This is a genomic window from [Pantoea] beijingensis (assembly GCF_022647505.1).
In the GTDB taxonomy this organism is placed as follows: domain Bacteria; phylum Pseudomonadota; class Gammaproteobacteria; order Enterobacterales; family Enterobacteriaceae; genus Erwinia; species Erwinia beijingensis.
Genome location: NZ_CP071409.1, coordinates 3890389 through 3913264, shown reverse-complemented (window position 1 = coordinate 3913264; position 22876 = coordinate 3890389). Strand labels below are relative to the sequence as shown.

The 22876-nt window shown below is 50.5% G+C and carries 19 protein-coding genes, 2 tRNA genes and 1 rRNA gene; 16 read left to right on the top strand and 6 right to left on the bottom strand.

Annotation, left to right across the window (positions count from 1 at the left end; all coding sequences use genetic code 11):
* Nucleotides 1–89: 89 nt before the first annotated feature.
* The 3 genes from rrf (at nt 90) to J1C60_RS17710 (ending at nt 450) form a co-directional block, all read left to right on the top strand.
* Nucleotides 90–205: ribosomal RNA gene (rrf, locus tag J1C60_RS17720) — 5S ribosomal RNA — on the top strand.
* Nucleotides 206–289: 84 nt separating this feature from the next.
* Nucleotides 290–366 (top strand) — tRNA-Asp (locus tag J1C60_RS17715).
* An 8-nt stretch (nt 367–374) separates the two neighbouring features.
* A tRNA-Trp gene (locus J1C60_RS17710) sits at nt 375–450 on the top strand.
* Nucleotides 451–592: 142 nt separating this feature from the next.
* On the opposite strand, the gene hdfR is transcribed toward J1C60_RS17710, so the two are convergent.
* A complete protein-coding gene (gene hdfR / locus J1C60_RS17705) occupies nt 593–1417 on the bottom strand; it encodes an HTH-type transcriptional regulator HdfR (protein WP_128176390.1) in 825 nt (274 codons plus the stop codon).
* A 121-nt stretch (nt 1418–1538) separates the two neighbouring features.
* On the opposite strand from hdfR, the gene J1C60_RS17700 reads away from it, so the two are divergent.
* Nucleotides 1539–1877: a MaoP family protein gene (locus J1C60_RS17700; protein ID WP_128176388.1), complete on the top strand. Its 339-nt coding sequence runs from the start codon at nt 1539–1541 to the stop codon at nt 1875–1877.
* A gap of 27 nt (nt 1878–1904) precedes the next feature.
* Here the strand turns inward: J1C60_RS17700 and J1C60_RS17695 are convergent, their stop codons facing one another.
* Nucleotides 1905–3425 carry a YifB family Mg chelatase-like AAA ATPase gene (locus J1C60_RS17695; RefSeq protein WP_128176386.1) on the bottom strand — a complete coding sequence of 507 codons (1521 nt, stop codon included), beginning with the start codon at nt 3423–3425 and terminating at the stop codon, nt 1905–1907.
* A gap of 425 nt (nt 3426–3850) precedes the next feature.
* On the opposite strand from J1C60_RS17695, the gene ilvL reads away from it, so the two are divergent.
* The 6 genes from ilvL (at nt 3851) to ilvA (ending at nt 10417) form a co-directional block, all read left to right on the top strand.
* Complete coding sequence (gene ilvL / locus J1C60_RS17690) at nt 3851–3949, top strand: ilv operon leader peptide (RefSeq protein WP_072133251.1); 99 nt, start codon at nt 3851–3853, stop codon at nt 3947–3949.
* Between the two features lie 149 nt (nt 3950–4098).
* A complete protein-coding gene (gene ilvG / locus J1C60_RS17685) occupies nt 4099–5745 on the top strand; it encodes an acetolactate synthase 2 catalytic subunit (RefSeq protein ID WP_128176384.1) in 1647 nt (548 codons plus the stop codon).
* Entirely contained in the window at nt 5742–5999 is a 258-nt protein-coding gene (gene ilvM / locus J1C60_RS17680; RefSeq protein WP_128176382.1) for an acetolactate synthase 2 small subunit, read from the top strand. Before ilvG ends, ilvM begins: the two co-directional genes overlap by 4 nt.
* An 18-nt stretch (nt 6000–6017) precedes the next feature.
* Nucleotides 6018–6947 (top strand): branched-chain amino acid transaminase, encoded by a 930-nt coding sequence (locus J1C60_RS17675; RefSeq protein WP_128176380.1) that lies wholly within the window; start codon nt 6018–6020, stop codon nt 6945–6947.
* 63 nt (nt 6948–7010) lie between these two features.
* Entirely contained in the window at nt 7011–8861 is a 1851-nt protein-coding gene (ilvD, locus tag J1C60_RS17670; RefSeq protein WP_128176378.1) for a dihydroxy-acid dehydratase, read from the top strand.
* A gap of 2 nt (nt 8862–8863) precedes the next feature.
* The gene (gene ilvA / locus J1C60_RS17665) at nt 8864–10417 is read left to right on the top strand and encodes a threonine ammonia-lyase, biosynthetic (RefSeq protein WP_128176376.1); all 1554 of its coding nucleotides are present in this window, start codon (nt 8864–8866) and stop codon (nt 10415–10417) included.
* Here ilvA and ilvY read toward each other — a convergent pair whose 3' ends face one another.
* Entirely contained in the window at nt 10418–11299 is an 882-nt protein-coding gene (gene ilvY / locus J1C60_RS17660) for an HTH-type transcriptional activator IlvY (RefSeq protein ID WP_128176374.1), read from the bottom strand.
* 166 nt (nt 11300–11465) lie between these two features.
* On the opposite strand from ilvY, the gene ilvC reads away from it, so the two are divergent.
* On the top strand, nt 11466–12941 hold the full coding sequence (gene ilvC / locus J1C60_RS17655; RefSeq protein ID WP_128176372.1) for a ketol-acid reductoisomerase: 1476 nt from the start codon (nt 11466–11468) through the stop codon (nt 12939–12941).
* A gap of 64 nt (nt 12942–13005) precedes the next feature.
* Here the strand turns inward: ilvC and ppiC are convergent, their stop codons facing one another.
* The gene (gene ppiC / locus J1C60_RS17650) at nt 13006–13287 is read right to left on the bottom strand and encodes a peptidylprolyl isomerase PpiC (RefSeq protein WP_128176370.1); all 282 of its coding nucleotides are present in this window, start codon (nt 13285–13287) and stop codon (nt 13006–13008) included.
* 90 nt (nt 13288–13377) lie between these two features.
* Here ppiC and rep point away from each other — a divergent pair, with 90 nt between their 5' ends.
* Nucleotides 13378–15399 (top strand): DNA helicase Rep, encoded by a 2022-nt coding sequence (rep, locus tag J1C60_RS17645; RefSeq protein ID WP_128176368.1) that lies wholly within the window; start codon nt 13378–13380, stop codon nt 15397–15399.
* Nucleotides 15400–15499: 100 nt separating this feature from the next.
* Here rep and gppA read toward each other — a convergent pair whose 3' ends face one another.
* The gene (gene gppA, locus J1C60_RS17640; protein ID WP_128176366.1) at nt 15500–16984 is read right to left on the bottom strand and encodes a guanosine-5'-triphosphate,3'-diphosphate diphosphatase; all 1485 of its coding nucleotides are present in this window, start codon (nt 16982–16984) and stop codon (nt 15500–15502) included.
* A 7-nt stretch (nt 16985–16991) separates the two neighbouring features.
* The gene (gene rhlB / locus J1C60_RS17635; protein ID WP_128176364.1) at nt 16992–18284 is read right to left on the bottom strand and encodes an ATP-dependent RNA helicase RhlB; all 1293 of its coding nucleotides are present in this window, start codon (nt 18282–18284) and stop codon (nt 16992–16994) included.
* Nucleotides 18285–18401: 117 nt separating this feature from the next.
* On the opposite strand from rhlB, the gene trxA reads away from it, so the two are divergent.
* From trxA to wzzE, 4 genes are all read left to right on the top strand, one after another.
* Nucleotides 18402–18734, top strand: coding sequence for a thioredoxin TrxA (gene trxA, locus J1C60_RS17630; RefSeq protein WP_128176362.1), 333 nt, complete (start codon nt 18402–18404; stop codon nt 18732–18734).
* Between the two features lie 361 nt (nt 18735–19095).
* A complete protein-coding gene (gene rho / locus J1C60_RS17625) occupies nt 19096–20355 on the top strand; it encodes a transcription termination factor Rho (protein WP_128176360.1) in 1260 nt (419 codons plus the stop codon).
* A 331-nt stretch (nt 20356–20686) separates the two neighbouring features.
* Complete coding sequence (wecA, locus tag J1C60_RS17620) at nt 20687–21784, top strand: UDP-N-acetylglucosamine--undecaprenyl-phosphate N-acetylglucosaminephosphotransferase (protein ID WP_128176358.1); 1098 nt, start codon at nt 20687–20689, stop codon at nt 21782–21784.
* Nucleotides 21785–21805: 21 nt separating this feature from the next.
* Complete coding sequence (wzzE, locus tag J1C60_RS17615) at nt 21806–22858, top strand: ECA polysaccharide chain length modulation protein (protein ID WP_128176356.1); 1053 nt, start codon at nt 21806–21808, stop codon at nt 22856–22858.
* Nucleotides 22859–22876: the final 18 nt, after the last annotated feature.

The following is a 22876-nucleotide window of genomic DNA, read 5'->3' as shown; positions in this document are numbered from 1 at the left end:
GGCGTTTTGGTAGAGAGACGATAAAGATTTTCGGCTTGTAAACGGATAAAGAATCAGTGGCGCAGAATGAGCGTCACGAAAAGAATTTGCCTGGCGGCACTAGCGCGGTGGTCCCACCTGACCCCATGCCGAACTCAGAAGTGAAACGCCGTAGCGCCGATGGTAGTGTGGGGTCTCCCCATGCGAGAGTAGGGAACTGCCAGGCATCAGACATGACCATCCCGGTGACGCGGGGCGGGCGAAATACCTGATATCAGAAGCAACATTCTGAATTCAGTCCAGAATCGGTGGAGCGGTAGTTCAGTTGGTTAGAATACCTGCCTGTCACGCAGGGGGTCGCGGGTTCGAGCCCCGTCCGTTCCGCCACCCTATTTAGGGGCGTAGTTCAATTGGTAGAGCACCGGTCTCCAAAACCGGGTGTTGGGGGTTCGAGTCCCTCCGCCCCTGCCAGACAATAATCCTTTGCATCTGCAAAGGATTTTTTTTACCCTGAATAAGCACACTAAGTGCCCTAAATCCCCTTTCATTAATCCGCATATAAAGAGCCAGTTCTCACTGACCCTTAATTAATAGCTTGTCCTTTCTTAAATCATTATTGTGTAACGATCGGAAACTTGAGTAATTGACGTATATGTGACTGCTGATCGCTACTTTGCAACCAGACGGCATAAAGTGGGCGTATGGCGACGGGGGTATCAGGGATCACCACCAGATCCGAGTACGCATTATTCCAGACATCAGGCAGGAACGCACATGCACCAGTGGTATGTAAAAGATGCCGGGTCAAATGAGCAGATGTAGTGGTTAATACCGGTACATCATCGGCGCCGGCAAGGTAACTTTCATGTTGATGGAAATCCGCTCCCCACTCCAGTTTAATGTAATCATATTTGTCACGCTTCTCACTTTTGCGCGATCGAAACAGTGTCAGAGAAATATGGCCAATTTGCTGACTGGTTAACTCGTCCATTTTTGGCGCTTCTGTCGTGATGAGCAAATCCAACTGGCGTTCATGTAACTGCTTCACCAGTGAATGGCGTTGTGCAATACGTGCTTCCAGATGGAGGCTTTCAAGGCTCTCATAAAGCGTTTGTAGCCACGGTGTCAGATAAGCCTCCCAAAGGGATGCGCTAGCACCTACGGACAGCTCATGATGCTGCTGTGTTTGCGACACTTCTTTCTTCGCCGTCATCCAGGTGCTCATTAAATTCTCTGCGTAGGGTAATAAACGCTCTCCTGCAGAAGTCAGACGAATGTTATTACGGTGACGAGTGAAAAGATTCACTCCTAACTGATTTTCTAACTGCCTGATGCGAAAGCTTACGGCAGACTGCGTGAGATAAAGCGCTTCAGCGGCACGTCCAAAGTGGCGAGTTCTGCTCACTTCAAGAAAGGTTTTAAGTAATTCCGTATCCACAGTTATCCCCCAAAAAACTTTTGTCGTAATGATTTAAATGTTTTGTTTTACACTCTGTCAAGCCTATCTAATACTCCGCGCCATAAATAGCATGGCTATAAAAGAGTTAGGAGCGTGTAAAATGGCGGAAAGCTTCGCAACAACTAATCGTTTTTTCGATAACAAACATTACCCACGCGGATTCTCTCGTCATGGTGATTTCACCATTAAAGAGGCCCAGCTCCTGGAGCGTCATGGTTACGCTTTTAATGAGCTGGATCTGGCCAAGCGTGAACCCGCGACAGAAGAAGAGCGACTCTTTATTGAAGTTTGTCGTGGTATCCGTGAGCCGCAAACGGAAGCAGAACGTGTATGGTCTAAATACATGACGCGCATTAAGCGCCCGAAGCGCTTCCATACTCTTTCTGGCGGTAAGCCGCAAATGGAAGGGGTTGAGGATTATTCTGACAGCGATGATTAATTTTGATGGGGCTCGAGGCCCCATTATTTATTCTATACTCTTATGCAAATGGATGAACAAGCGGTCTATTGCCCGATAGCTTAACGCTTCGTGTAGATGATTGCGCTGTATGTTCTCCTCATCAGCCAAGTCAGCAATTGTACGTGCCACTTTTAACAGTCGCTGCCATGCTCTGGCAGAAAGCCCCAATCTGATTAGTACATCCTCCAGCCACTCTGCATCTTGTTGACTAATTGAGCACCACTGCTGGATTTCTGTATTTGTCAGTATCGCGTTAACTTTTGCACTACGTGCCAATTGTTTTTCCCGAGCGGCGAATACTCGTTCTCTGACGATTTCACTAGTCTCATGCCCCCGGACCTGGCGACTGAGAGTTCCCGGCGGTAACAACGGAACCTCAAGTGAAAGATCAAAACGATCAAGAAAGGGACCAGACAAGCGGCTCAAATAACGTAAAGTTTGCTGCGGAGAGCATCGATTGTGGATACCGCTATAGTGGCCACTTGGGCTCGGATTCATTGCGGCAACGAGCTGGAATCGGGCCGGATAGGTCACTTTTGCACGCGCGCGGGAAATTGAAATTTCTCCTGACTCAATGGGTTCCCGCAGCGCGTCCAGCACATTCCTTCCAAATTCAGGCAATTCATCGAGAAAGAGTACGCCATTATGGGCGAGTGAAATCTCTCCTGGTCTCGGTAATGATCCGCCGCCTACCAACGCAAACATTGATGAACTGTGATGAGGCGAACGGAACGGCCGCTGTCGCCATTTGTGTTGCAGGGTAGCGGTGCTCACCAGGCTTGCTATAGATGCACACTCCAGTGCCTCTCTGTTGCTTAATGGTGGCATCAATCCGGGTAGACGTGATGCCAGCATCGTTTTACCTGTACCGGGGGGCCCAAGTAGTAATAGGTTATGACCACCTGCTGCGGTAATTTCTAATGCACGCTTAGCTTGCTCTTGACCAATAATCTCGCTGAGATCCTGCTGTGTTGGACACTCAGTGAATGGAGGTATTATCGCGGAACTTAATGATTGTTGCCCATTTAAAAATGCACAAACTTCCTGCAAATGGTATCCCACCAAACTTTCTCCATGTTGAATCAGCGCAACTTCTTGCTGATTATCGCCCGAAAGAATGAGTTGGCGCCCCTCTGACAATGCCGCTATTGAGGCTGGAATAGCCCCCTGTATGCCACGTAGCGCACCGGTTAATGCGAGTTCACCCAGGAATTCGTAATGTGGGAGTTTATCCGCAGAGATTTGCTCTGAGGCCGCAAGAATAGCGATGGCGATGGGAAGGTCATAACGTCCTCCCTCTTTAGGAAGATCGGCTGGGGCTAAATTAACCGTGATGCGCTTTACAGGGAAAGTAAAGCCACTGTTGAGGATGGCACTTCTTACGCGATCTCTGGCTTCTTTAACCGTAGTTTCTGGTAGACCAACAAGTGACAGTCCAGGTAATCCGTTGCTTAAATGTACTTCAACCGACACTAAAGGTGCTTCTACACCGAGTGCAGCACGGGTTAATACCATGGCTAAAGCCATAACAGCTCCTTAGAGGCTACTCCAATAGGTTATTTGATTTGCCGGTTTGTCCCTGCTGTGCTCCTGTAACAGCGGTCACTGAAAGAGGTTCTGCTCGCCCCCAGTGTGCACACGATATCCCACCCATGCGATGACGCACTCTCCGTATTGCGTAACACTTCTGAAAAGATATTCTTCGGTACACGATTGTAAAAAATTGTTGTGCGTGATTTCACGAATGGCAGCGTTCTACTATCTGGAATCAAGGCGCTATGGCCGGTGTGTGATGATTTTTCAGCTTGTAGCTTATCTACTGAATAATAAAACTTTTCTTTCTTATCTTTTAAGGCGTCATAAAATTAACTGATGAAAAAAGTTGTCAATAGAACACTAACTGTGATAACTCTGTAGGCATTACTTCGAACAAGCAAAATAAAGAATAGAAAATGAAAGCCCTTCTACGAGTGATTAGCCTAGTCGTGATTAGCGTGGTGGTGATTATTATCACACCGTGCGGGGCATCGCTTGGAGAAAGAAAGGCTTAAAAATCAAGTCTGAATTCAAAAAACCCCCGCACCGAAAGGTTCGGGGGTTTTTTTTCGACCCAGGCTAACGTGAAGTGAATGAGAGAGGAATCGAGAATGAACAGTAGCATAAAATGCTGTTGTTCCTGGCCAGAGGCGGGGGAATAACTATGAATGGTGCTCAGTGGGTGGTTCAGGCGTTGCGTGCGCAAGGTGTGGAAACAGTATTTGGTTATCCTGGCGGAGCCATCATGCCCGTATACGATGCGCTTTATGATGGCGGCGTCGAACATCTACTGTGTCGTCATGAGCAGGGTGCAGCCATTGCGGCGATCGGTTATGCGCGTTCAACCGGTAAAGTTGGCGTCTGTATCGCTACCTCAGGTCCTGGTGCAACTAACCTTATTACCGGGCTGGCGGATGCCATGATGGATTCGGTACCGGTTGTGGCGATTACCGGGCAGGTATCTGCTGCTTTTATTGGCACGGATGCCTTTCAGGAAATCGATGTGCTGGGGTTGTCACTGGCCTGTACCAAACATAGTTTCCTGGTTGAATCTTTAGAGGAGCTTCCCGCAGTGATGGCTGAAGCTTTTGCTATCGCACAGTCCGGTCGTCCTGGTCCGGTCCTGGTTGATATTCCAAAAGATATTCAGCTGGCCACTGGCGAATTAACGCCATATTTATTGCCGGTTGAAGAAGCGCCAACCCATCCTGATAAGGCATTACAGCAGGCACGCGCGATGCTAATGCATGCAAAGAAGCCCATACTGTACGTGGGCGGGGGCGTCGGAATAGCACAGGCCGTTCCGGCGCTACGTGCCTTTGCCAGAGAGACGGGTATCCCTACGGTGGCTACGCTGAAGGGGTTAGGCGCACCTGACGTCAACGATCCTTGCTATCTTGGCATGTTGGGAATGCATGGTACTAAAGCCGCTAATCTTGCTGTTCATGAGTGTGACTTATTAATCGCCATTGGTGCGCGTTTTGACGATCGTGTCACCGGCAAGCTGGACACTTTTGCCCCTTACGCCAGTGTGATTCATATGGACATCGACCCTGCAGAATTGAATAAATTGCGCCGGGCGCATATTACCTTACAAGGTGACTTTAACGCGTTATTGCCTGACATGTATCAGCCTATTGAAATTTGTGCATGGCGTGAACAGGTGATGGCGCTGAAAGCGCAGCACGGTTGGCGTTACGATCATCCAGGGGAAGCAATTTATGCACCTCTGTTCTTACAACAGCTTTCGGCACGTAAACCTGATAATACGGTGGTGACCACTGATGTTGGCCAGCATCAGATGTGGGCAGCGCAGCATATGCGTTTCAGCGCGCCGGAAAATTTTATCACTTCCGCCGGGCTGGGAACGATGGGCTTTGGTTTGCCTGCCGCCGTTGGTGCGCAGGTAGCCCGCCCACACGATATGGTCATCTGCGTTTCGGGTGACGGCTCGTTTATGATGAATGTGCAGGAACTGGGAACCATTAAACGAAAACAGCTACCGGTGAAAATCGTCTTGCTGGATAACCAACGTTTAGGGATGGTTCGACAGTGGCAGCAGCTATTTTTCTCTGAACGCTATAGTGAGACTAACCTCTCTGATAATCCGGATTTCCTGATGTTGGCACGCGCTTTTGGTATCCCGGGCCAACAGATCACGCGTAAAGACCAAGTCGACGGTGCGTTAGACGCCCTGCTGAAAAGTGAAGGCCCCTACATATTACATGTTTCTATCGACGAGCTTGAAAATGTCTGGCCACTGGTCCCACCGGGAGCCAGCAACGCAAATATGATGGAGAAAATTTCATGAACCAACACCAATTATCTATCGAAGCGCGTTTCCGACCTGAATTATTGGAACGCATTTTACGCGTTGTGCGCCATCGCGGCTTTCAGGTTTGTGCCATGAATATGGCCCCTGCGATCGACCTTCAGAATATAAATATTGAAATGACCGTTGCCAGCCAACGCTCAGTCGATTTACTGTCATCGCAGTTAAGCAAATTAATGGACGTTGAATGCGTCCAGGTTCAACAACAAACAACACAACAAATCCGCGCTTAGCCGCGAGAGGGAATAAGAATGTCGACGAAGAAAGCAGACTTTATCTGGTTCAATGGCGAGATGGTTAAATGGGAAGAGGCGAAAGTTAGCGTGATGTCCCATGCGTTGCATTACGGTACGTCAGTGTTTGAAGGCGTCCGCTGCTACGACTCGCACAAGGGACCCGTTGTTTTCCGCCATCGTGAACATATGCAACGCCTGCATGACTCGGCAAAAATTTACCGCTTCCCTGTCAGCCAGAGCGTCGATGAACTGATGGAAGCGTGCCGTAAGGTACTGCGTGAAAACAAACTGAAAAGTGCTTACATTCGTCCACTGGTATTCGTCGGTGATGTTGGTCTGGGCGTGAATCCTCCAGACGGTTACAGCACTGATGTCATTATTGCTGCTTTCCCATGGGGAGCTTACTTGGGTGCTGAAGCACTGGAGCAAGGTATTGACGCGATGGTTTCCTCCTGGAACCGTGTTGCGCCAAATACCCTTCCGACCGCGGCAAAAGCCGGTGGTAACTACCTTTCTTCACTGCTTGTCGGTAGCGAAGCGCGCCGTCATGGTTATCAGGAAGGGATCGCTCTGGATACCCAAGGCTATATTTCTGAAGGTGCTGGCGAGAACCTGTTTGAAGTGAAGGATGGCATTCTGTTCACCCCACCCTTTACTTCATCCGCTCTGCCGGGCATCACACGTGATGCAATTATCAAACTGGCGAAGGATTTGGGTATAGAAGTGCGCGAGCAGGTTCTGTCGCGTGAATCGCTGTACCTGGCTGATGAAGTCTTCATGTCCGGAACTGCCGCTGAAATTACCCCAGTCCGCAGCGTTGATGGTATTAAGGTGGGTGAAGGAAAACGTGGTCCTGTGACCAAACGTATTCAGCAAGCCTTCTTTGGTTTATTCACTGGCGAGACAGAAGATAAATGGGGCTGGTTAGATCCGGTTAACCCATAAATAACGATTTAGCGAGCGGGGAATTCCCTGCTCGCAACTTTTTCAGACTGGAGTAAATAGAGCATGCCTAAGTACCGTTCCGCCACCACCACCCATGGCCGAAATATGGCAGGTGCCCGTGCCCTGTGGCGCGCAACCGGAATGACTGATGATGATTTCGGTAAACCGATCATTGCGGTCGTTAACTCATTCACCCAATTTGTACCGGGACACGTGCATTTGCGCGATTTGGGAAAACTTGTCGCCGAGCAAATTGAAGCGTCCGGTGGCGTCGCTAAAGAGTTCAACACTATCGCTGTCGATGACGGTATTGCGATGGGACATGGTGGCATGCTGTATTCACTGCCGTCTCGCGAATTAATTGCTGACTCCGTCGAGTACATGGTTAACGCACACTGTGCAGATGCCATGGTCTGTATCTCTAACTGCGACAAAATTACCCCCGGGATGCTGATGGCAGCCTTGCGCCTCAATATTCCGGTGATCTTTGTTTCCGGTGGTCCAATGGAAGCCGGTAAAACCAAACTGTCCGATAAGATCATCAAGCTGGACCTGGTTGATGCCATGATCCAGGGCGCGAATCCCAATGTGAGCGATGCGGATAGTGAGCAAATTGAACGTTCAGCCTGCCCAACCTGCGGCTCCTGTTCCGGTATGTTTACCGCGAACTCGATGAACTGTCTGACCGAAGCGCTGGGGCTGTCGCAACCGGGTAATGGCTCGTTGTTAGCAACCCACGCCGATCGTAAAGAGCTGTTCCTGAACGCGGGCAAGCGTATCGTGGGCCTGGCGAAACGTTACTACGAGCAGGATGACGAAAGCGTGCTGCCGCGCAATATCGCCAATAAAACTGCCTTTGAAAACGCCATGACGCTGGATATCGCGATGGGCGGTTCAACCAATACCGTTCTGCATCTGCTGGCTGCTGCACAGGAAGGCGGTGTAGATTTTAATATTTCCGATATCGACCGCCTCTCCCGCAAAGTTCCTCATCTGTGCAAAGTTGCCCCGAGTACGCAAAAATATCATATGGAAGATGTGCATCGCGCCGGCGGTGTTCTGGGTATCCTTGGCGAGTTGGATCGTGCAGGGCTGCTGGATAATAGTGTTAAAAACATCCTTAATCTGACGCTGAAAGAGACACTGGAGCAGTACGACATCATGCTGACCCAGGATGAAAGCGTGAAGAAAATGTTCCGTGCCGGTCCGGCAGGTATTCGCACCACGCAGGCATTCTCACAGGATTGCCGCTGGGATACGCTGGATAACGATCGTCAGGAAGGCTGTATCCGTTCCCGTGAGTATGCCTTCAGTCAGGATGGCGGTCTGGCGGTACTGTACGGCAATATGGCGGAAGACGGTTCGATTGTAAAAACCGCCGGCGTTGAGAAAGAGAGCCTGACATTCCGTGGCCCAGCGAAGGTATATGAAAGCCAGGATGCGGCGGTAGAAGCGATTTTGGGCGGTAAAGTGGTTGCAGGCGATGTCGTCGTTATCCGCTATGAAGGCCCGAAAGGTGGCCCGGGAATGCAGGAAATGCTCTATCCCACCACCTACCTTAAATCCATGGGACTCGGTAAAAGCTGTGCGCTCATCACCGATGGTCGTTTCTCCGGCGGCACCTCTGGCCTGTCAATCGGTCACGTTTCTCCTGAAGCGGCAAGCGGCGGTACCATCGCATTGGTGAAAGATGGCGATATGATCGATATCGATATTCCGAACCGTGGCATCAAGCTTGACGTAGCGGACAGTGAACTTCACGCGCGCCGCGAAGAGGAAGAGGCGCGTGGTGAAGCGGCCTATACGCCACACGGACGCGAGCGTTCTGTCTCCTTTGCTCTGCGTGCTTATGCGCTGTTAGCAACCAGTGCCGATAAAGGTGCGGTACGCGATAAGAGCAAGCTGGGAGGCTAAACATGGCAGAGTCTCAACCGCTATCGGAAAAGCCTGATGGCGCAGAGTACCTGCGAGCGGTTCTCCGTTCGCCGGTGTACGAAGTGGCACAGGTGACGCCGCTGCAGAAAATGGAAAAAATCTCGTCACGTTTTGCGAACACTATTTTAGTTAAGCGTGAAGATCGGCAGCCAGTCCACAGTTTTAAGCTTCGTGGTGCCTACGCAATGATTGCCGGGCTGACCGACGAGCAAAAAGCACGTGGTGTTGTAACGGCTTCCGCGGGTAACCATGCGCAAGGCGTAGCGCTTTCCGCCAGCAAGCTGGGGATCAAATCATTGATCGTGATGCCACTAGCGACCGCGGACATTAAAGTGGATGCGGTGCGTGCCTTTGGCGGTGAGGCTTTGCTGTTTGGTGCCAATTTTGATGAGGCAAAAGCGAAGGCGATCGAATTATCGGAAGCGCAGGGTTACACCTTCGTTCCGCCGTTCGATCATCCTGCAGTCATCGCCGGTCAGGGCACGCTGGCGATGGAGTTGTTGCAGCAGGATGCACATCTCGATCGTATCTTTGTTCCGGTTGGTGGTGGTGGACTGGCGGCTGGCGTAGCCGTATTAATTAAGCAGCTGATGCCGCAGATTAAGGTCATTGCCGTTGAAGCGGAAGACTCGGCCTGCCTGAAAGCGGCACTGGAAGCAGGGGAACCTGTTGACCTGCCTCGTGTTGGATTGTTTGCTGAAGGCGTTGCAGTGAAGCGCATTGGCAATGAAACCTTCCGTCTGTGCCAGGCTTATCTGGACGATATCATCACGGTAGACAGTGATGCGATTTGTGCTGCCATGAAGGATCTGTTTGAAGATGTCCGTGCGGTGGCAGAACCCTCGGGGGCGCTGGCATTGGCAGGAATGAAGAAGTACATCCAGCAGCATGACATCAAAGGGGAACGCCTGGCACATATCCTTTCAGGGGCAAACGTTAACTTCCACGGATTGCGTTATGTCTCAGAGCGCTGCGAATTGGGTGAGCAACGTGAAGCCCTTCTGGCGGTGACCATTCCTGAACAACAAGGGAGCTTCCTGACATTTTGCCAGCTGCTGGGTGGACGTTCGGTCACCGAGTTTAATTACCGCTATGCGGACGCAGATAACGCCTGCATCTTTGTCGGTGTGCGTTTGACCCGGGGCCTTGAAGAGCGGAGCGAAATTATTTCGTTACTGACCGAAGGTGGTTACAAGGTGGTCGATCTCTCTGACGACGAGATGGCAAAGCTACACGTGCGTTATATGGTCGGTGGACGTCCTTCGAAGCCGCTACGCGAGCGGTTGTTTAGCTTCGAGTTTCCTGAGGCACCTGGCGCATTACTGCGTTTTCTGCAAACGCTGGGTACGCACTGGAACATTTCACTGTTTCATTATCGCAGCCACGGTACTGATTACGGACGCGTGCTGGCAGGCTTCGAACTGGGAGAAAACGAGCCGGAGTTTGAGCGCCATCTCACCGCACTGGGCTATGATTGTCATGATGAAACACGTAACCCGGCGTTCAGCTTTTTCCTCGCCGGGAATGAGAAATAGTTACAGCAGATTCCAGAATGCCTGGATAAGCGGCTCATTGAGCCGCTTTTTTTGTACGCATACACCGAGCTCAAATGGCGCAACGGAGGTTACATTATCCAGCACCAGCACACGGTTACGCACTGGCTCAGGGCTATTCTCCAGTACGATATCGGGTAACAGGGCGATGCCACAGCCTAGTGCAACCATTGAAACGATCGCTTCATGACCCGATACCGAGGCATAAATTAGCGGATTCGCAATATGCAGGCGACGAAACCAGAGATCGATTCGTCGCCTCACCGGCCCCTGTTCTGGCAGGATAAAAGGAATTTGGGACCAGTCGGGATGGTGCTGTGTTGCCTGCGCCCTCACCGTACATGCAAGAGCGGGAGCGATCAAAACAAGGGGGATATCACCGAGAGGCGTAAAGCCAATGCTGGCTGGCAGTGTTTCAGGTCGACCCGCAATCGCTAAATCTGCATCGTTGGATTGTATTTTTTCGACGGCATCGGCGGCATCACCGGTGGTCAGTTTAATTTCCACCTGCGGGTGCTCGGCGCGGAAACGATCAAGTATTGGTGGCAAATGGCTGTAGGCTGCGGTTACCGAGCAAAAAAGGCGGAGCTCGCCGCTTAATGAGGGGCCATTCTGTCCAATAGCATGGCGTAGCTGCTGGTATTGCAGCAGGGTGTGTTGTGCGAATTCCCGCAGGCGATCCCCGGCATCGGTCAGGATGACCGTGCGGTTATCGCGTAAAAAAAGTGATTGTCCAAGATCCTCTTCGAGTCTTTGAATCTGGCGGGAAAGCGTTGACGGGCTGACATGCATCGCTCTTGCCGTACGCCCAAAATGGCGGCTTTCAGCCAAATGTAGAAACAGTTTCAGATCTCGTAAATCCATGCGATGCAGGCCTCGTTTTTGCGTTGCACTTATTGCAATGTCACGTTGTTAATATATCAATTTAAGCAACGCATTTCCTGTCATATGATGGGAAACATTCAAGGCAGGTTGATAAGCGCCTCGCCCGTCGAACAAATGATAAACATAACCTTATAATGGAGTACCCATGGCTAACTATTTCAACACCCTGAACTTGCGCAACCAATTAGCGCAATTAGGTAAATGCCGCTTTATGTCGCGTGACGAGTTTGCTGATGAAGCAAGCTACCTGAAAGGGAAAAAAGTCGTGATTGTTGGCTGTGGCGCCCAGGGATTAAACCAGGGCCTCAACATGCGTGATTCAGGACTGGACATCGCCTATGCTCTGCGTGCCGAAGCGATCGCTGAAAAACGCGCATCATGGCGTAAAGCCACCGAAAATGGTTTCAAAGTTGGCACCTATGAAGAGCTGATTCCACAAGCCGACCTGGTGGTAAACCTGACGCCGGACAAGCAGCACTCAACCGTGGTTCAAGCGGTTCAGCCAATGATGAAAGAGGGCGCTGCGCTGGGTTATTCTCACGGCTTCAACATTGTTGAAGTGGGCGAAACCATTCGTAAAGATATTACCGTGGTGATGGTTGCACCGAAATGTCCGGGAACTGAAGTGCGTGAAGAGTACAAACGCGGCTTTGGCGTACCGACGCTGATCGCGGTTCACCCGGAAAACGATCCGAAAGGTGAAGGTATGGCCATCGCCAAAGCCTGGGCAGCGGCAACCGGTGGTCACCGTGCGGGCGTGCTGGAATCCTCATTTGTTGCGGAAGTCAAATCTGACCTGATGGGTGAGCAAACTATTCTGTGTGGCATGCTGCAGGCGGGTTCTTTACTCTGCTTTGACAAGCTGGTAGCAGAAGGCACTGACCCTGCTTATGCTGAAAAACTGATTCAGTTTGGCTGGGAAACTGTGACCGAGGCGCTGAAGCAGGGCGGGATCACATTAATGATGGACCGCCTTTCCAACCCGGCGAAGGTGCGTGCATACGCCCTGTCTGAGCAGTTAAAAACCATTATGGCGCCGCTGTTCCAGAAACATATGGATGACATCATCTCCGGTGATTTCTCTTCCGGCATGATGGCTGACTGGGCGGACGATGATAAGAAGCTGTTGGGCTGGCGTGAAGAGACGGGTAAAACCGCCTTCGAAACCGCCCCGCAATTCGAAGGGAAAATTGCTGAACAGGATTACTTCGATCAGGGCGTTCTGATGATTGCGATGGTGAAAGCGGGTGTTGAACTGGCATTCGAAACCATGGTGGATGCGGGCATCATTGAAGAGTCAGCTTACTACGAATCACTGCATGAGCTGCCGCTGATTGCAAATACCATCGCGCGTAAGCGTCTGTACGAAATGAATGTGGTTATCTCGGATACCGCAGAATATGGTAACTACCTGTTCTCTTACGCTGCCGTACCGCTGCTGAAAGAGTTTATGACCACGCTGCAAGCTGGCGATTTGGGTAAAGCGATCGCAGCCGGTTCCGTCGATAACGCGCAGTTGCGTGATATTAACGAGGCCATTCGTCATCACCCGATTGAAGCGGTTGGCCGTAAATTACGTGGTTATATGACCGATATGAAACGTATTGCGGTAGCTAGCTAATTCCCAAACTCCCCCGATGCCGGGGGAATGTAGATAAAAAGGAGCCGAGCGATCGGCTCCTTTTTTAATTGCGGTACAGCACCTTAATGATGTGATAACCGAACTGCGTATGCAGTGGGCCATACGGCGTAATCAGCGGACAGGAAAAAACCACTTTATCGAACGCCGGCACCATAGCGCCCTGCTTAAACTCGCCTAAATGGCCGCCTTTTTTACCAGACGGGCAAATCGAATGTTTTTTGGCCAGTTTTTCAAAGTCTGCGCCATTTTCCAGCTGTGCCAGAATCTCCTGAGCCTGTTTCTCTTCTTTAACAAGGATATGCAGTGCTGCCGCTGTTTTTGCCATGATAGTACCTTGAGTCATATTGATTTCGCTGGCTATACTACCACGCTGAAATTTATCCCCCTCTGCCTTTTTCACTGAGCGATTTCACTTATGCGTTTAAATCCAGGTCAACAACAAGCCGTCGAATTCGTTACCGGACCCTGTCTGGTTCTGGCGGGGGCGGGATCCGGTAAAACACGTGTGATAACCAATAAAATCGCTCATCTGATCCGTGAATGCGGTTATCAGGCGCGTCATATTGCTGCAGTGACGTTTACCAATAAAGCTTCCCGTGAGATGAAAGAGCGAGTTGCACAAACGCTTGGGCGTAAAGAATCGCGTGGCCTGATGATTTCCACGTTTCATACGTTAGGGCTTGAGATCATTAAGCGTGAGTATGCAGCGCTCGGGATGAAAGCGAAGTTCTCACTGTTTGACGATCAGGACCAGATGGCCTTGCTGAAGGATCTCACCGCAGAGTGGCTGGAAAATGACAAAGCCTTATTACAACAGCTGATCTCGACCCTCTCTAACTGGAAAAATGATCTGATCGATCCTTCTCACGCTGCGGCGAGAGCAAACAGCGAGCGCGATAAAATTTTCGCCCACTGTTATGCCCTGTACGATCGTCATCTTAAGTCCTGTAATGTGCTTGATTTTGACGATCTTATTTTACTGCCAACGCTGTTGCTACAGCGTAATGAAGAGGTCCGTGAGCGCTGGCAGCAGCGTATTCGTTATCTGCTGGTAGATGAGTATCAGGACACTAATACCAGCCAGTATGAGCTGGTGAAACTGCTGGTGGGCGCACGTGCGCGTTTTACCGTAGTAGGGGATGATGACCAGTCGATCTACTCCTGGCGCGGGGCCCGCCCACAAAATCTGGTACTGCTCAAAGAGGATTTCCCTGCGCTACAGGTGATTAAACTGGAACAGAATTACCGCTCATCTGAACGCATCCTTAAAGCAGCGAACATTTTGATTGCGAATAATCCGCATGTTTTTGAGAAGCGACTCTTCTCTGAGCTAGGCTATGGTGCTGAGCTCAAAGTGGTGACGGCGAACCACGAGGAGCACGAAGCTGAACGCGTGACCGGAGAACTTATCGCCCATCACTTTATTAATAAAACGCAGTATAAAGACTATGCCATTCTCTATCGCGGCAACCACCAGTCACGCGTATTTGAAAAGATGCTGATGCAAAACCGTATCCCTTACCGCATCTCAGGTGGAACCTCTTTCTTTTCGCGTCCGGAGATAAAGGACTTGCTGGCTTATCTGCGGATTTTAACCAACCCGGATGACGACAGTGCGTTCCTGCGCATTGTGAATACGCCGCGCCGGGAGATTGGTCCGGTTACGCTGCAGAAACTGGGCGAATGGGCGATGCAGCGGAATAAAAGCATGCTGAACGCCAGTTTTGATATGGGACTGGAGCAAACGCTGAACGGCCGTGGACTGGAATCACTGCAGCGCTTTACCTTCTGGCTACGGGATATTTCACAACTGGCGGAACGTGAGCCTGTGGCTGCGGTGCGTGATTTGATTCACGGTATCGATTATGAAAGCTGGTTGTTCGAAACCTCCGCCAGCCCAAAAGCCGCCGAAATGCGAATGAAAAACGTCAATACGCTATTTCAGTGGATGACGGAAATGCTCGAAGGGTCGGAAATTGATGAGGCGATGACCTTAACCCAGGTTGTCACGCGTTTTACCCTGCGCGATATGATGGAACGCGGAGAGAGTGATGAAGAGCTCGATCAGGTACAGCTGATGACGCTGCATGCATCAAAAGGTCTGGAGTTTCCTTACGTTTATCTTGTCGGTATGGAAGAGGGGCTGTTGCCGCATCAGAGCAGTATCGATGAAGACAATGTGGAAGAAGAACGCCGACTCGCCTATGTAGGGATCACGCGCGCGCAGAAAGAGCTGACGTTTACTTTATGCCGCGAGCGTCGACAATATGGTGAAATTGTACGGCCCGAGCCTAGCCGTTTTCTGCTGGAGCTGCCTCAGGATGACCTGCAATGGGAAACGGAGCGAAAAGTTGTGAGCGCTGAGGAGAGGATGCAGAAAGGGCAAAGCCATTTAGCGAATATCCGGGCGCAGTTAGCGAAGGCAAAAGGGGGATAACCCCGGCGGCGACGCAACTTAACATGGCTTAAGGTTGCCCCCAGGCAGTGAACGTCAAGCAATGTAGCCGATGCCAACCCGGCATCAGCGACAAAATAAATCAGGAGATGATTAACGGCCAGTGAACATAACTCTGCCAGTGGCTCTCTTGCTCAAGCAGCTCCGCGCGCAGCGGATGCGCTTCCAGCCAGTCGGTCGGGAGTGTTAACGATAACGTTTCGTCATCAGCATGCAGACGCACTGCTGGCAGCGTGTCATCGCGGCGGCGACTGGCAAAAATAATGGCTAAACGCAGCAGCCGGCATAGCCGTTCCGCCATACGTTGTGGCACGGCATTTTGCTGACTTAATAGCCCAAGGTCGATGTTGTTACCCTGGTTTTGCAACAGCGTTGCCAGCAATTTTTTCTGGGCGGGAGTAAAGCCAGGCATCGCGAGGTGGCGAATCAGATAGGCTGCATGTTGCGGGGCTTGCTTGAAATCTACACTAAGGCCGATTTCATGGATCAGACTGGCATTTTCCAGTAATTCACAGCAGCGCTCATCCAACTTCCAGTTTTGCTTCACCTGACGAGCAAAGCTTTCTGCCAGTTGGCGTACGCGCTCTGCCTGCTCGGTGTCAATTGTGAACCTGCGTTGGACATTCTGCAGCGTGCGACTACGAATATCACGATCGACGGGTAAGTGCAGCATGCCATAAACGAGTCCCTCGCGTAACGCGCCACCCGCTAATGTCATACTTTCGATACCCAATTCGTTAAAAATGGCGATCAGGATCGATAAGCCGCTCGGGAAAACTAACGCTCGTTCCAGTGTTAGTCCTTCGATTTCCAACTCCTCCAGCTTGCCACACTGAATGGCGCGCTGCTTAAGTTGTTGCAGCTTGGACAGCGTGATTTGCTCATCCATGCCCTGTGCAACCATAATTTCCTGCAGTGCCTGTACGGTACCGGACGCACCAACGCAAATCTGCCATCCTTGCGTTCTTAGGGCTGCAGCAACCGGCTGGATCATCGCCCGTGCGGCCTGCTCTGCCTGTTCGAAATTCGCTTTACCCAGATGACGATCGGTGAAATAACGTTCAAGCCAGGTCACGCAGCCCATTGGTAAACTGAATAGTGATGTCGCATGCGCGCCATCGCCAGTCACGAGTTCGGTACTGCCGCCGCCAATATCAACGACTAAACGCTTATCAGAACCACCAGTGGTATGTGCGACGCCCTGATAAATCAGCCGTGCTTCTTCCTCACCGCTGATGACGTTAATAGTGCTGCCGAGAATATGCTGGGCTTTAGACAGAAAAATATCCGCATTAGCGGCTAGCCTGAGCGTTGCAGTAGCGACAACCCTAATTTGCTCCAGCGGGATATCCTGGAGTTGTTCAGAAAATAGCCGCAGGCACTGCCAGCCTCGCGCCATTGCTTCATCAGAAAGATGATTGGCGTTGTCAAGGCCGGCCGCGAGGCGAACTTTACGTTTAATCCGCGCGACGGTCTGGATACTTCCAGCGACTTCACGCACCACCAACATATGAAAGCTGTTAGATCCAAGATCGATCGCAGCATAAAGTGACGACGCGCTTAGCATAGCTGACTTAACCCGGGCGTTTACGGTTGTTATTACGGGGTGCGCTGCTGCGGCGATTGTTATTGCCCCCACGACGTGGGCCGTTGCCTGAGCGGTTACGCGTTAAGCGTTTCGGCGGTGGCAAATCGGTCATCAGCGCTTCGCTGTTGTATTTACTCATTGGAATACTGTGGCCGATATATTCTTCAATCGCTGTCAGATTGAGCGCGTACTCTTCGCATGCCAGGCTAATTGAATGCCCGCTAGCTCCAGCGCGACCGGTACGGCCAATGCGATGCACATAATCTTCACGATCGTCCGGAAGATCGTAGTTAAACACGTGCGTAACGGCGGGAATGTGCAAGCCACGCGCTGCAACATCGGTTGCCACCAGGATATCAACGTCACCTTTGGTGAAGTCGTCGAGAATACGCAGGCGTTTTTTCTGCGCGACATCTCCAGTCAGCAAACCAACACGATGTCCGTCGGCGGCCAGATGGCCCCAGATATCCTCACAACGATGCTTGGTATTTGCGAAGATGATTGCACGATCGGGCCACTCTTCTTCCAGCAGCGTTTGCAACAGGCGCATTTTCTCTTCGTTGGAAGGATAGAACAGCTCTTCTTTGATGCGGTGGCCCGTTTTCTGTTCCGGTTCAACTTCGACATATTCAGCGTTGTTCATATGTTCAAAAGCCAACTCACGTACGCGATAAGAGAGCGTCGCGGAGAACAGCATATTCAGACGTTGATTGGTTGCCGGCATGCGGCGGAATAGCCAACGGATATCTTTAATAAAGCCAAGATCAAACATGCGGTCGGCTTCGTCCAGTACGACGACCTGAATCGCACCAAGATTGATGTGATTTTGTTTAGCATAATCAATTAAGCGGCCGGTAGTACCGATCAGGATGTCCACACCACTTTCCAGCACCTTAAGCTGTTTATCGTAGCCATCGCCGCCGTAAGCCAGCCCGAGTTTTAAGCCAGTAGATTTTGTCAGTGGCTCAGCATCGGCATGAATTTGTACTGCCAGTTCGCGCGTAGGGGCCATGATTAGCGCGCGAGGTTGATTCACCTGGCGGCCAGGTGCCGCAGGGTGAGAAAGGAGATGATGGAACGTTGACGTCAGAAACGCCATCGTTTTGCCGGTACCTGTTTGCGCCTGACCTGCTACATCACGTCCGGAGAGCGTAAAAGGCAATGCAAGCGCCTGGATGGGCGTGCAATTATGAAACCCTTTACTTTCAAGGGCTTCAATCACCTGAGGGTGCAGGGCGAAGTCGGAAAACTTCTTTTCGGTTAAGTGTGTTTTGCTCATAGTGTGATAGAATATCAGCTTACTATTGCTTTACGAAAGCGTATCCGGTGAAATAAAGTCAACCTAAGTTGGCAGATTTTACGCCAACCAGCCAGGCATAAACTTTTGGAGTAAGACATGAGCAGCGATAAAATTGTTCACCTGACCGATGACAGCTTTGAAACCGACGTACTAAAAGCCGACGGTTTGACGCTGGTAGATTTCTGGGCAGAGTGGTGTGGTCCGTGCAAAATGATCGCACCGATCCTCGACGAAGTTGCTGAGGAATATGCAGGTAAGTTGACCATCGCCAAGCTGAATATTGACGAAAACCCGGGCACAGCGCCGAAATACGGTATTCGCGGTATTCCAACTCTGCTGTTATTTAAGAATGGCGAAGTTGCGGCAACGAAGGTCGGTGCCCTCTCTAAAGGCCAGCTTAAAGAATTCCTGAACGCGAATCTGGACTAATGTTTTGTTGCCAGGCGCTGGTGGTTTGCGTTATTTTACTCAGACCGCTAGACGCCCGGTATTAAGCATGATAAGTTACTTTCACTGCATTTCGAACTTACCTGTAGTTTGAATCTTAGATTTTCCCTTGTTGAATACTGTATTCCGCACGCAAGTGCATTAGCATTCAGCAATCTGACGGTTAGCATCACTTTTTCTGGCATCACGTTCCAACCGTCTCCTCGTTTTCAGATCTGCATTTTCCTGCACATGATCGCCGAGCGGACAACGGAAACAATGCAATTAACTGGCATGGACAGTATTGCCATACCACTCACGACAATCATTTCGAGATTTACCCCGAGTTTAAGAACCCACCATTATGAATCTTACCGAATTAAAAAATACGCCGGTTTCTGACCTGATTACTCTCGGCGAAAATATGGGGCTGGAAAACCTGGCGCGCATGCGTAAGCAGGACATCATTTTTGCCATCCTCAAGCAGCATGCTAAAAGTGGCGAAGATATCTTCGGCGACGGTGTGTTGGAGATATTGCAGGATGGATTTGGTTTCCTCCGTTCTGCTGATAGCTCCTACCTCGCCGGTCCTGATGATATCTACGTTTCTCCCAGCCAAATTCGCCGTTTCAACCTTCGCACGGGCGACACCATCGCCGGTAAAATTCGTCCACCAAAAGAAGGTGAACGCTATTTTGCACTGCTGAAGGTTAATGAAGTTAACTACGATAAACCTGAAAATGCGCGCAGCAAAATTCTGTTCGAAAACCTAACGCCGCTGCATGCTAATTCACGGTTACGTATGGAGCGCGGTAACGGCTCCACTGAAGATCTGACCGCACGCGTCCTCGATCTGGCATCGCCAATTGGTCGTGGGCAGCGTGGTTTGATTGTGGCACCGCCGAAAGCGGGTAAAACCATGCTGTTGCAGAATATTGCACAAAGCATTGCTTATAATCACCCGGATTGCGTACTGATGGTGCTGCTGATCGATGAGCGCCCTGAAGAAGTTACGGAAATGCAGCGCCTGGTGAAGGGTGAAGTTATTGCTTCTACCTTTGACGAACCTGCCTCTCGCCACGTTCAGGTTGCTGAAATGGTGATCGAGAAGGCCAAACGCCTGGTTGAGCATAAAAAAGATGTGATCATCCTGCTCGACTCCATCACGCGTCTTGCGCGTGCTTATAACACCGTGGTGCCGGCTTCCGGTAAGGTGCTGACCGGTGGTGTAGACGCGAACGCATTACATCGTCCTAAGCGCTTCTTTGGTGCCGCACGTAATGTGGAAGAAGGTGGAAGTCTGACGATCATCGCAACCGCGCTGGTCGATACCGGTTCGAAGATGGATGAAGTCATCTACGAAGAGTTTAAAGGCACCGGTAACATGGAATTGCATCTTGCCCGTAAAATTGCTGAAAAACGTGTCTTCCCTGCGATCGATTACAATCGTTCAGGCACGCGTAAAGAAGAGCTGCTGACTTCTCAGGAAGAGCTGCAGAAAATGTGGATCCTGCGTAAAATTATCCATCCAATGGGTGAGATCGATGCAATGGAATTCCTCATTAATAAGTTGGCGATGACAAAAACCAACGATGAGTTCTTCGACATGATGAAGCGCTCTTAAAAATACAAAAACTCGGGGAACGCCACGTAGAAACGTGGCGTTTTTCGTTTATGGGCTATACGATATGTCAGCATCGGCTTTGTGCCGATAGTTAACCAGGGTGTCAGAACAACATTACGTTGCGCATCAGTCTGAGGGATTCACCCTTTCGGTAAGCGCTGAAGGGGCGTTTTCTTTTAGTGGTTAACGGGTGAGATTGCGGTAGGGTGACCGCGTTGAGATGATGGTCAGGATGGCGCTATACAGATTTGCCCTTCGCCATTGCAGGATTTCAGAATCGGGTACATACCTTATACGGTAAACCTGAGATTCTTTGCTGAGAGCTGTTAATGTGAATTTACTCAATATGAGTACTGAGCTTGCTTCAATATTTTTGTTTTCACTTGTGTTCCTGTTTTTTGCTCGAAAAATAGCCAAAAAAATCGGATTGGTGGACAAACCTAATTATCGTAAACGTCATCAGGGTGTCATCCCACTGGTGGGTGGTATCTCCGTTTATGCGGGTATCTGCTTTACTTTTCTGATTACAAACTATTATGTCCCTCACGCGCTGCTGTATCTGAGTTGTGCGGGGATTCTTGTGCTGATTGGGGCACTGGACGATCGGTACGATATCAGTGTTAAGCTGCGTGCCTCAGTGCAGGCGCTGATCGCGATCGCGATGATGTATTTTGGCAATCTCTATCTGCTCAGCCTTGGCTACATCTTTGGTTCATGGGAGCTGGTTGTTGGGCCATTTGGTTATGTCCTGACGCTGTTCGCCGTCTGGGCGGCCATCAATGCTTTCAATATGGTGGACGGTATTGATGGGCTCCTTGGCGGCCTTTCCTGCGTTACTTTTGGCGCCATGGGAATCATCCTCTATTTCGACGGACAGCTTAGTCTTGCAATGTGGTGTTTCGCCATGATTGCCGCCATTATTCCTTATATCCTGTTGAATCTCGGTGTTTTTGGTCGCCGCTATAAAGTCTTTATGGGCGATGCGGGCAGTACGCTCATCGGTTTTACCGTTATCTGGATCCTGCTGGAAACGACGCAGGGGAAAAGGCATCCGATCACCCCGGTTACCGCACTCTGGCTGATTGCTATCCCCTTGATGGATATGATTGCCATTATGTATCGTCGCCTGCGTAAAGGGATGAGTCCCTTTTCCGCCGATCGCCAGCATATTCATCATTTAATTATGCGGGCGGGTTTCTCTTCACGTCAGGCTTTTGTCTTGATCACGCTGGCTGCTGCGTTACTGGCGGGCGTGGGTGTTCTGGGTGAATATCTTAATTTTATTCCCGAATGGATAATGTTGGTATTGTTCTTGCTTGCATTTGGCTTGTATGGATATTGCATTAAGCGCGCGTGGCGCGTGGCGCGTTTTATTAAACGAATGAAACGCAGAATGCGTAATTCAAGCGCGAATAAGACACTTTCTTGAATGGACGATGTTGGGAATGCCATGAAAACAGATTCTGAAGTTTTTTCACACTCGGCCCGGGTGGAAAATGAGTTGGATATTCGTGGGCTCTGCTGCACCCTGTGGCGGGGAAAGCACTGGATTGCCGGTATGGCACTACTGTTTATTGCTGCTGCTTTTATCTACTCCTTGCTGGTTAAACAGCAGTGGAGTGCGGCGGCGATAACCGATCGTCCAACGGTGAATATGCTTGGTGGCTTTTATTCTCAGCAGCAATTTCTGCAAAATCTGGATTCACGCATCAATACAGTGGCTGCAACCCCGCAGCCAACGGTAATGGACGATGCTTACAAGGAGTTTGTCATGCAACTGTCGGCTTACGACACGCGACGTGATTTTTGGTTACAAACGGATTATTACAAACAGCGTAAAAATGGTAATGCGAAAAAGGATGCGGCATTGCTTGATGAGATGGTGGGTAATATTGAGTTTACCGCCGCAGATGCAGCAAAAAACATTAACGATAGTGTCAGGCTAATGGCTGAAACGGCAGCGGATGCTAATAATCTGCTGCGCCAGTATGTCGCTTTTGCCAGCCAGCGCGCTGCTCGTCATTTAAATGACGAGTTAACGGGCGGCTGGAATGCCCGTGAAACGCAGTTGAAGGCACAGGTAAAACGGCAGGAGACTGTTGCTCAATCTATTTATGATCGCCAGCTGCATAATGTTCAGCAAGCGCTAAAAATCGCGCAACAGCAGGGGGTTGAACAGCTCAAAACCACGACGCCTTCCGAACAGTTGCCGGATTCTGAACTCTTTTTGCTCGGACGTCCCATGCTGCAAGCTCGTCTGGAAAATCTTCAGGCAAGCGGTCCAAGTTACGATCTCGATTATGATAAAAACAGAGCGATGCTGCTGACGTTGAATGTCGGGCCAACGCTGGATGCTAAATTCCAGACGTACCGTTATCTGCGTACGCCAGAAGAACCTGTTAAGCGTGATAGTCCGCGTCGCCTGTTCTTAATGATTATGTGGGGTGCAGTTGGGGCGCTAATTGGCGCGGGCATTGCGCTGATACGTCGACCACGCGCTTAATCAAGCGCTCATTTGGTT